Genomic DNA, 8,618 nt, shown 5'->3' on the forward strand with positions numbered 1-8,618 from the left:
TGTCAACTGTCGAGAAAACTCACCCAGCGCACCCTCAGAGTCGCCACCCCAAATTCCTCCTCGATGATCCCCCTGAGTAGATACGGCCTGCTCTGGGAAAGACGGCGGCAGAACTTGGCGTAGAAGTCTGGGAAAAATGTGGTGTCGAAAATGGCGGTGGTATCCTCGAAGGAGATGAATTCCATGGGGCGGCCGTGCTTGTCTTCCACGGTCTTGGTGGTGATCCACCAGCCGATCATGGTCACATGTTTACCGGCGTACTTGAGCATATGGCGCCCCTGGACCGGATTGTGCCGGAGCCACTGCTGCCGGTAGAGGGTCAGGGGATGGCGGGAGAGGAGGAAGCCGAGGCTTTCGGTTTCCTGGCGCAGCACCATGGTTTCGTCGTACGGGGGAGGCGAGGGGAGTGGGATGGATTCCTGGAAAAGCAGGCAGCTGGCCTGGGACTGTTTGTGAAAATGGAGAAGCTGCCAGAGAAGGGCCGGACGTTTTTCCATCCCTTCGAGCCCGTCGAAACAACCTGCCTTGATGAGCCGCTGCACGTCGCTCTGGGTGATGGCCAGGCGCTGGAGAAAACTACCGAAGGAGGTGAATGCCCCCCGCTGTTCCCGTTCCCGCAGAATGGTGGACGCTGCACTTTCCGTTAGCCCCTCGATCTGCATCAGCCCGACGCGCACAGTCTTACCACATCCCGTATAGCAGATGCTGCTTGCGTTGATGTCGGGGGGGAGGATGGTGATCCCCAGCCGCCGGCATTCGGAAAGATAGGCGAAGGTGGAGTAATAGCCACCCCGGTTGGAGATGACCGCCGCCATGAATTCGGCAGGGTAGTGGGCCTTCATGTAGGCGGCCTTGGCGCTGACCAGGGCGTAGCTGGCCGAATGGGGCTTGCAGAAGGAATAGCCGGCAAAGGACAATATCTGCTCCCAGATCGCTTCCAGCGTATCCGCCGGGACCCCTTTCCGTTGTCCGCCGGCAAAAAAGAGCTTCCGGTAGTCGGCAAGTTTCTTTTCCCGGTGCTTCTTGGTAATGATCTTGCGCAACTGGTCCCCTTCGAAGGGACTGAAATCGGCCAGGGCCATGGCAATTTGCGTGATCTGTTCCTGGTAGATGGCGATACCGAAGGTTTCGGCAAGTACTTCGTCCAGCAGGGGATGGGGGGAATGCCACTCTTTCCCCTTGAGTCTGGCAACATACTCGCGGATGAAATTGTTGGCGGCGGGCCGGATGATGGACGACGACTGGACCAACACCTCGAAGATGTCCAGGGAAAGGGTTTCTGCCGGGGGGGCTTCTCCCCAGATCTTGCGCAGCAAGAGCCGGATGGAGGGGGACTCCAGGTAAAAACAGCCCATGGTCCGCCCACTTCTGAGCAGGTTTCGCGTTGCTTCATCCTCCAGAGGCTGCCACGATGCATAGTCGATGGTTACGCCCCGGTTCCGCTCCACTGCTGCCATGGCATCGCGGATCACCGCCAGGGAACGGTTGCCCAGGATATCGATCTTCACCAAGCCGGAATCCTCCGCTTGGTCCTTTTCCCACTGAATCATGGCGTAGCCCTTGCGCGACTGCTCCACCGGCACGTAGCGGCGTATCTCGTCCGGGACGATGATCAGCCCGCCACAGTGCAGGGACAGGTGCCGCAGGTGCCCCTTGAGCATTTGGGCCGTTGCCATGATCTCCTGCCAGTCGGGGCGCAGCGCTTCACCCTTGAAAAGGGGATGTCCCATCACGGCGCCGGCGGCCTGATCGGCCTTCCAAAAGCCGGAGATGCGCTCGGTCATCTCCTTGATCTCCACTGCCGTCAGGCCATAGACCTTGGCCACTTCCCGCAAGGCTGCCCGCCCCTTGAAGCCCACCTGGTTGGCCACCATGGCCGCCCGCTTCGCTCCGTAGCGCTTGAAGGCAAAATCCAGGACCTGGTCCCGCTCGTCCCAAGGGAAGTCGATGTCGATGTCAGGGGGATCGGTGCGCCCCTCGTTGAGGAAGCGCTCGAAAAAGAGGTTGTGGCGGATCGGGTCCACATGGGTGATCTCCAGGCAGTAGGCCACCAGAGAGGCAGCGGCGCTCCCCCGGCCGCAGGTCCGCTCCGATTGCCTGACGATCTCCTCCACCACCAGGAAATAGTGGGAAAACCCCTTGCTGCGGATGATGGAGAGCTCCTTCTGCAAGCGCTCTTCGACTTTGCTGTCGATTGAACCGTAGCGCCGGATCGCCCCCTGCCGCGCCCGTTTTTCCAGTTCTGCAGCGACCTCTTGGTGGGAAAGGTCCCGGTAGGCAGGAAAAATCGTGCGGGAGAAATCCCAGTCGGTCTTGCAGCGTTCGGCGATGAGCCGGCTGTTTTCCAGGGCTTCCGGGCAATGGGCGAAATGTTCCGCCATCTCTCCCGGTGAAAAGAGCCGGTCCTCGCCAGAGGCGGTGTCTTCGGTTTTGAGGCGGGAAAGCTTGGTGTTCAGGTGGATGGCACGCAGGACCCGGTGCAGGTGGAGATCCTTTTCTTCCAGGAAGACCGCCCGGGAGGTAGCCACAGTCGGCAGCCCTAGCTCCCGCGCCAGGCGCAGGGCGCGGTGGAGGGCATGGCCGGGGGAGAGCTCCACGTAAAGCCTTTCCGGGGAATAATGGCGAAGAGCGGTCAGAAATGGGCCGTCGTCGCTGATGACGATCAGACCTTGGCGATAGCGGTTGACGGCCGCCGCCAGGTTGAAGCCTTCTTCCTCGTGCAGGTCCGACAACAGGCGGCAGAGATTGGCATAGCCTTCGTCATCCTCGGCGAGCAGGACGGCCCTCTCTCTGTCGGTGATCGCCTCCGCACCGATGATGGGCTTTATGCCCACGTCCCGTGCCGCCTGGATGAAGCGGGGGATGGCGTAGAGGCCGTTCCGGTCGGTGAGGGCGAGGGTGTCCATGCACATTTGCCGTGCGGTCGCACAGAGGGTTTCGGGGGAGTGGATGCCCCAGTTGGGTGAATATGCCGATTTTAAATTGAGATGTGTAAAGGGGACCACCATGCTTGTAACCTCAGCATACTCGAAAACGGGGGCGTCGCCCCCTTGCCCCCACTTCATTTCTTTTGCACGCCCAAAAGAAACGAAGCAAAGAAAACGGCGCCCCAAGGCCATCGCCGCTGTAGCGGTTCCCTCGCTGCGAGCACCGACGGCGCGACGATCAGATTCGCTTCGCTCAGGAGATCGTCGAAACCCCGCCGTCGGTGTTCTCACTCGGCGATGCCCAAGGGGGAAAGCGTGAATTCAAAGGCGAGGGAGAGGCATTTAACCATTCCGCTTCGTCAGCGTCTTATACTTACTCGGCTTCGGATCCCAAACCGGCGCAGGCTCGCAGCAGGCCATGGTTTCCCGGTGGTTGGGCATGCTCCGCCCACAGCGGACCGCCTGTTTCCCGTGCCGTTCCCGCAGCAGGTCCAGCGTTTCTTGCAGTTCTGCCCCCTTTGTTTTCCTGGCCGCGCCGTCGGCAAACAAATCCAGTTGTACCTGTTCCTGTGCGGGGCGGCATGACAGCCTGAACCCCCGCACGCGCAGTCTGCGCCTGCAGGTGGCGAAGAACAGCTCTTCGACGGCGGCAAAGAGCGGGAGATCGAGGGAGAGGGGGAAGGTCAGGGTCCGTTTCCCCTGATCCAGCACACCGTCGGCGTAGGTGATGGCCAGGGCGATAGTGTCTGCCCCCTTGCCTGCGCGGCGCAGCCGCAGTCCGCACGACTCGGTGAGGCGCAAGAGCTCGGAAAGAAGCACCCCGTCATCATTTTCCTCCTGCTCCAGAAAACCTTCCTCCACGATCTCGTTGCTCACCCGGGGAAGCTGCACCGGAGACCTGTCGATACCGCAGGCCCGGTCGTGCAGGAGCGTGGCGAAAGGACCGACGGCCAGGCGCAGTTGGGGCACAGCTAAAGCAGCCAGTTGCTCCACCCGCTGCAGGTTCAGATCGCGCAAAAGTGCTTGCTCCCGGCATTCGCCGATACCCGGCAGGACCGAAAGGGGAAAGGGGGCGAGGAAGCTCCTCTCCGAGCCCTGGAAGACATCATACACTCCCGGCTCCGGCAACACGTCGGCGGCAATGCGGGAAACGAGCTTGTTGGTGCCGGTGCCTGCCTTGGCTTCCAGCCCCAATTTGTTCTCGATCACCTTTTCCAGCCGCGCCGCCACATCCCGGGCGGGGCCGAAGAGCCTGCGGGAGCCGGTGACATCGAGAAAGATTCTCCCTTGGGCCGGTTCCACAACGGGGGTGAATTCTTCCGAAAGCTCCGTGAGCGCCCGGTTGCCCCGGGCCATGAGGATCGGGTCCGGAGGGATGACGACCAACCCCGGACAGATCCTGCGCGCCCGGAAGAGCGGCGTCCCGACCATGACCCCTGATTCGGCAGCTTCGTGGGAAACGCAGTGGAGGAGCGATTGTTCCGAGGTGAGGGGCGCCACCGCCACCGGCCTGTTGCGTAGCGCCCGGTCGTTCAGGCGGGCCAGGGCGATGGGGAAGGCTGGAACGGCTATATGGAGGATTTCCCGGGCCATTTTTTATAAAAGCGCATGGAGCCCACCAGGACTCCGCGGATGTGGAACTGGTCGGCTTCGGTGACGATGATCGGGCTCATGGCCGCATTGGCGGGATGAAGTTCGATGCGGTCGGCTTTCCTGACAAAGCGCTTGATGGTGATGGCGCCATTCACCTCGGCGATGACCGTCTGGCCGTTCTCCGCCGTGGGCTGGGGGTGCACCGCCACGTAATCCCCATCCATGATCCCCATTTCCACCATGGAATCGCCGCGCACTTCATAAACGACGTTCCCCGGCCCGGCCATGGCCGACGGCACTTCGATCGCCTCCGGCAGTTCATAGGCCTCCACCGGCTTACCGGCGGCGACGATGCCCACCAGCGGCACTTCGACCCCGCCACCAATCGCCTCGGCACTGTTTATCTGAATGCTCCGCTTGCCGTTCCACTGGCGGGACAAGTGCCCATCCCGCTCCAAGAGCTTCAGGTAGTGCTGTACCGTCCCCAACGATTGAAAACCGCATCTGCCGGCGATTTCCTGCTGGGAAGGTGGGTAGCCGTGCCGCTCGTTGTAGGCGGCGATGAAATCGAGAACTTTCTTCTGTTTTGGTGTCATATGAGTCTCCTGCACTTGCGAGAAGGATACTCGTAAGTTTGTCGTAAGTCAAGACAGAGAGCGACACGGGAAGGATTAATTAGAGAATTATAGTTCTAATGTTGTTGCTTCAGATTAGGCGTTCCTACTATAGTGCTGAAACATGTAACAAAACCAATTAGATAGTGTAAAAATTTTTTACACTGTAAAATTTTTTTACACGAGCTGTGGTTTTGTGCCAGGTGTGACACGGGGTAGGGTGGAAGGAATCAAAGCAGTAGATGCTGATAACCGCTGCTAGGATACCTAGGGTATTAATGTGAAAACGACTTACTTTAAAAAAGCTGATTCAACTGAGCTACCTACAGGGGCTACGGCAGAGGTTTATCTTATTGCAGTTAAGATAGACAATGTTGGTGGTTATGCCAAAGAATTAATTGGCGTACTTAATAACACTTCGTGGATTAATGACTTGAATCCTGTAGGGAAACTGACTTTTGAAAGGACGGCCAAGCGCTCAATTGATAAACTTGTTGTGGACTTCCAGACCATTCAAAATGCTGTGACCAGCTCATTTGGTGAATACATGGTTTCAATGTCTGCCGGCCAAAGTCTAGGGGTTCTCTTGAATCATTTGGTGTTTCCAATATCAGAATTGTGGAAAGAAAAACTTACAAATAACCACGGATTTGACTTTCACACCGAGAGCCAACAACAGAGACTATGTTTTGGTGAAGCGAAATATAACAAAAACTCAAATCCATACACTGAGGCTGCTGGGCAAGTTATTGATTTTATTGATGCAGGTAAAGAAGGTGGTGATGCCGCCTTGTTATCGTATTTTGCAAAACCTGAATCCATCGAGAACTTACTTCAAGGTAGACGAGGATTCACAATAGCTTTTTCCATTCATTCAGAAAATCCAGAAAATATATTATTCAATGCTTTAAAGTCAGAATTTATTGTCAAATTGTGCAGAGAATGTGATGAATTACATCTGGTTGGAGTGATAAGTTGAGACCAATTGATATCATTAAAACTAAAAATCCTGCCCAACTACTTGCAATGATTCTTTCCGATATTCACAAAGAGGGTCCAGTTAACCAAGAAGTGCTAGAAAGACTAGCATACTTAAAAAAATATTACCCAGACTTAGTGTTTGAACAAGAAGCTAAGCTAATGTATTTGTTGGGGCTATTTTATAAAACTACTGAACCTAATGACCTTCTTAGTCTCGCGTACCGGATATTCCAAGATTCAATATTAAATCAATATAAATCAATACTGACTCCGGTTCAATCAACTATCCAGAATGAAATAGAGGAACGTAAATTTTATTCATTTTCTGCACCCACAAGTACGGGCAAATCCCACATTCTAAGGGAGCTAATTCTAAGAATATCAGAAGATATTGTCATAGTGCTTCCTTCAAGAGCGTTAATTTCTGAATACCTCATAACTGTTCGAAAAATAGTCGAGGGATATAAAGAAATTCTTGTACTTCAGTTTATTGATGATATCAACACAATAAAGACCAGAAAAAGAGTCTTTATCATTACACCTGAAAGAGGGAGTGACCTATTTAGGTATAGGGAGCGATTCAACATTGGTTTATTCATTTTTGATGAGGCTCAGATATCTGAAGAGGGTGTCAGAGGTTTGACATTTGATGCGTTTGTGCGACGGACGGAGCGAACCTTTCCCAATGCAAAGAAGGTCTTCGTCCATCCATTTGTTGAAAATCCTGAAGCTCAGCTTACAAAGCATGGTTTTACTGAGAGTGCTAGTGCACAGGTCTTTAGGCAAAGTGCTGTCGGAAAAATTTTCATAGAGTTTGATAAGCGTTCTCGAAGTTTTAGTTTCTTTTCTCCCTACATCGACGAGGCCCATCTAAAGAAGAATAAATGTGACGTTTCTCAAGACATTGTTAAAGAAGTCGTTGAGGCCGGTGGAAGCGTACTTGTTTATGTTTCAAAAATGTTTATTTACAATCGCAAGTATCGTGAAGTATTTGCTGAATATATTAAATTATGCCCGATTCTTAAGGACCCGCGGGCGCTCTCGATAATTGCTGATGTCGAGCGTCTCATTGGAGCAACTGACCATGAGTCAGAACTAGTTAGCCTCATGCGTAGGGGTATAGTTATTCATCATGGCTCAGTCCCATTGGTAGTTAGATACTTGATCGAATCTTTTGCAAATGAGCATTTTGCTCGTATTTGTTTTGCAACTTCAACCTTAGCCCAAGGTGTCAACATTCCGTTCGACATAGTATGGATTGATAACTTGCGATTCTATGGGACTGAAGAAAACAAGACACTTGCACTGAAAAACCTCATTGGAAGGGCCGGTCGAACAACTGGTAAACCAAATTCATTTGATTTTGGATATGTTGTAGTTACAAGCATCAAGACATTCATAGAACGTTTTGCCGGTCGAATGACTCTGAACGAAGTGTCTGTGTTGGAATCTGACGAAAAGGATTTTGGACCAGACTTTCAGGAATTTATTACTGCAGTCAAAGAAGGTACCATTGATGAAGATTATTCTTTGCCGAAAACTAAAGTTCAACGCTTAAGAAATCCTGAAATACATGAAACTTTATCCTATATACTGGATTTTGTCTTCAAAGATGGTCAACTGATTACAGGAGATGATTATCAAAAGCTTCAGGAAGAAGAACGCAAGGCCCTAAAAAAAGCCTTTGCAAAGGTTTTCGAAACCTCTCTGAAACGTAATTTAGGTGAAGGCGAAATGTCAATTCTCTCCACCGCAATTTCCATTCTTCTATGGCAGATTCAGGGAAAGTCTTTCAAAACGCTTCTTGGATTGCGTTTTAGTTACCTTACAAAACGTTCAGAGCAACGAGAAATAAATCGAAGATTTCGTGCGGGGCAAATAAATGCCCTGCAACGACAGCAAGAATTGGAGAAGCTCAAAGTCAAATTTTCACCAATACCGACGCAACTTCCTAACAATGGCATATCTAACATATCAAGTTTTGGTAATGTAAGTGTCAAAGATTTAAATTATGACCTGCTTGTTTATGATACATATGATTATTTAGACAAGGTTATTTCTTTCTCTCTGTCTGATATTTATGTTGCTGCTTTCGACCAATATTTTTCAGTGACTGGAGATGTGAGGGCGGCAGCTTTCGTAAATTTCATCCGGTATGGCACCAGCAACCCGATTGAGATTTTACTGATAAGGTATGGGTTCTCTCCAGAGAACGTAACTGAATTGGCTACTCATGTAGAATCAATTACAGAAGAAGCTGTTGTTTTTCGGACATCAATATCTGAAGTTGAAGATGCTTTTGACAGGTATTTGATTGAGCATTACAGGTAATAGGTACCCTAGCAGGCTGTTTAAATTCCAAGGTAAGTCAACACTGGTGGATTCAAATTGCAAGTGCACCACGTGAATTTTGAAAGAAGACTTCGTGTGGTGTCTGGTAGTTAAGGCTTTTTCTGGGTCGATGATTCACCTTTTCAATTATGAAATGCAGTTCTTCTTCAGT

5 protein-coding genes are annotated in these 8,618 nt (G+C 52.1%); 2 read left to right on the forward strand and 3 right to left on the reverse strand.

Annotated elements, in window-relative coordinates:
• Positions 1–2: 2 nt before the first annotated feature.
• From ML541_RS12970 to lexA, 3 genes are all read right to left on the reverse strand, one after another.
• On the reverse strand, positions 3–3,065 hold the full coding sequence (locus ML541_RS12970) for a DNA polymerase III subunit alpha (RefSeq protein WP_243373459.1): 3,063 nt from the start codon (positions 3,063–3,065) through the stop codon (positions 3–5).
• Positions 3,066–3,269: 204 nt separating this feature from the next.
• Complete coding sequence (locus ML541_RS12975) at positions 3,270–4,520, reverse strand: DNA polymerase IV (protein ID WP_243373460.1); 1,251 nt, start codon at positions 4,518–4,520, stop codon at positions 3,270–3,272.
• Positions 4,496–5,116: a transcriptional repressor LexA gene (gene lexA / locus ML541_RS12980; protein WP_243373461.1), complete on the reverse strand. Its 621-nt coding sequence runs from the start codon at positions 5,114–5,116 to the stop codon at positions 4,496–4,498. The genes ML541_RS12975 and lexA overlap by 25 nt, the downstream gene beginning before the upstream one ends.
• A gap of 298 nt (positions 5,117–5,414) precedes the next feature.
• On the opposite strand from lexA, the gene ML541_RS12985 reads away from it, so the two are divergent.
• Together ML541_RS12985 and ML541_RS12990 are read left to right on the forward strand one after the other, a co-directional pair.
• Entirely contained in the window at positions 5,415–6,113 is a 699-nt protein-coding gene (locus ML541_RS12985) for a hypothetical protein (protein ID WP_243373462.1), read from the forward strand.
• The gene (locus ML541_RS12990) at positions 6,110–8,446 is read left to right on the forward strand and encodes a DEAD/DEAH box helicase (protein ID WP_243373463.1); all 2,337 of its coding nucleotides are present in this window, start codon (positions 6,110–6,112) and stop codon (positions 8,444–8,446) included. Before ML541_RS12985 ends, ML541_RS12990 begins: the two co-directional genes overlap by 4 nt.
• Positions 8,447–8,618 lie beyond the last annotated feature (172 nt).

Origin of the sequence: Geotalea sp. SG265 (assembly GCF_022808985.1) — a bacterium.
Lineage (GTDB): Bacteria > Desulfobacterota > Desulfuromonadia > Geobacterales > Geobacteraceae > Geotalea.